At 57.7% G+C, this 2,202-nt stretch carries 2 protein-coding genes; both read left to right on the top strand.

Annotated elements, in window-relative coordinates:
• Positions 1-259 precede the first annotated feature (259 nt).
• A complete protein-coding gene (locus TSA1_RS33700; protein WP_100174551.1) occupies positions 260-1,342 on the top strand; it encodes an IS630 family transposase in 1,083 nt (360 codons plus the stop codon).
• 209 nt (positions 1,343-1,551) lie between these two features.
• On the top strand, positions 1,552-2,202 hold a 651-nt coding region (locus TSA1_RS33690), incomplete at its 3' end, for an IS5 family transposase (protein WP_210421916.1).

Genomic DNA, 2,202 nt, shown 5'->3' with positions numbered 1-2,202 from the left:
CGACATCAAACTTCCGACCAAGGTCCAACCCAAACGCCAATCAGCAACGAATTTGCCGGTTTTTCAGCAGACTGCTAGAGCGTTTTCGAGCGAAGTGGACACCGGTTCGCGTGAAGAAAACGCGTCAAAACAAGAATCTAGAGCTTCGGTTCTGATTCAATCAGAACCGAATACGCTCTACTGTCCCGAATCTGAAGTTCGACGGACTCCAAATCGACTCGAACCTAGCGGAATCTCTCGATTTTGGGGAGGATCGGTTATGGGTCGACGCTTTGCCCCGCTGGGGCTCGATGAGATGGAACACGCTGAGTTGACGTCGCTGGCGTCGCGCCGGAGCACGGCGCAGGCGTTGGCGCTGCGGGCTCGGATCATCTTGGCCTGTGCTGAAGGCGAGCAGAGCAAGGTCGTGGCGGCCCGCCTGGCTATTGATCCTGACACGGTTAGCAAATGGCGTCTGCGCTTCGCCGAGCATCGACTTGAAGGTCTCTTGGACAAGCCGCGATCAGGGACGCCGCGCACCATCGAGGATGCCCGGATCGAGGCGGTGATCGTCCGCACCCTTGAGACGAAGCCTGCCGATGCGACGCATTGGAGTTCACGCGGTATGGCACGGGCCAGCGGGCTGTCTGTCTCGACAGTACAGCGGATATGGCGCGCCTTCGGCCTGCAGCCGCATCGGTTGGAGACCTTCAAGCTCTCAACCGACCCAGATTTCGTTGCCAAAGTTCGCGACGTGGTCGGCCTCTATGTGGCCCCGCCCGAGCGCGCCATTGTACTGTGTGTCGATGAGAAATCGCAGATCCAGGCGCTGGACCGCAGCCAGCCCATGTTCCCCATGCGGCCTGGCCAGGCGGCGCGCCGCAGTCACGATTACAAGCGCCACGGGACGACCTCGCTGTTTGCTGCCCTCGACATCGCAACTGGCCGGGTCATCGGCAAGTGTTATGGGCGCCATCGCGCCGTGGAGTTCCGCAAATTTCTCGATGAGATCGAAGCCGCTGTTCCAGACAGTCTGGACGTTCACCTTGTCATGGACAATTACGCAACCCACAAGACGCCGCTGATCCGCAACTGGTTGGCCAAGAGGCCACGCTGGCACGTGCATCTGACGCCAACCAGTTCATCTTGGCTCAATCAGGTCGAACGTTTCTTTGCGCTCATCACCGAGCGCAAAATCAGGCGCGGTATCTATCGCAGCGTGGCTGCGCTGCGCACCGACATTAAGTCCTTCATCGAACTTCACAACGCCAAACCAAAGCCGTTCCGATGGACAAAATCAGCCGACGACATCCTTAGTTCGATCGAGCGCTTCTGCGCTTACAGTTTGCCCGCCAAGGCCTAAAATGCCACGAACTTTTGGTTCAGGACACTAGAGCATTTTCGGTTCTGATTGAATCAGAACCGAAGCTCTAGATTCTTGTTTTGACGCGTTTTCTTCACGCGAACCGGTGTCCACTTCGCTCGAAAACGCTCTAGCAGTCTGCTGAAAAACTATCGTTTTTGTCGGAGTTTCGTGATTCACTGATTTGCATTGGATCTCGGAGGCTGGGGATGCGTGGCAAGTTCGAGGATCAGGGTGGACTGTTCTCGTATGTTTTGCCTGAGGCGCTGGTTCCGAAGGACCACCCGTTGCGCAAGATACGAGATCTTGTACGTGCCGTTCTGAGCGATCTGAACCGGACATTGAGCGGGCTGTATTCGAAGGAAGGTCGTCCTTCGATCCCGCCCGAGCAGTTGTTGAGTGCTCTGCTGCTGCAGGCCTTTTATGGCATCCGCTCGGAACGACAGCTGATGGAACAGCTGGACTATAATTTGCTGTATCGTTGGTTCGTGGGGCTTTCGCCGGATGATCCGGTCTGGGACCCGACAACGTTTACGAAGAACCGTGCCCGGTTGGAGAACGGCGAGGTGTTCGCCAAGTTCATGGCGAAGCTTCTGAACCATCCGGATGTGAAGCCCCTGTTGTCGAGCGAGCACTTCTCGGTGGATGGCACGCTGATCGAGGCCTGGGCTTCACAGAAGAGCTTTCGCCCCAAGGACGGCAGCGGCGACGATGATGACGGCGCCAACTTCCATGGCCAGAAGCGCAAGAACGACACCCATGCGAGCACCAGCGACCCTGACAGCCGGCTCTATCGCGAGGCGGCCGGGCGAGAGGCCAGGCTTTGCTATATGGGCCACGCCACCATGGAGAACCGGCAT

Origin of the sequence: Bradyrhizobium nitroreducens (genome assembly GCF_002776695.1) — a bacterium.
GTDB lineage: Bacteria > Pseudomonadota > Alphaproteobacteria > Rhizobiales > Xanthobacteraceae > Bradyrhizobium > Bradyrhizobium nitroreducens.
The sequence above is the reverse complement of the archived record's forward strand: the minus strand, read 5'-3'. Positions and strand labels throughout refer to the sequence as shown.

Excerpts from the sequence above, each read along its gene's own strand:
- TSA1_RS33700 (WP_100174551.1), top strand. The coding sequence starts at position 260 with ATGGGTCGACGCTTTGCCCCGCTGGGGCTCGATGAGATGGAACACGCT.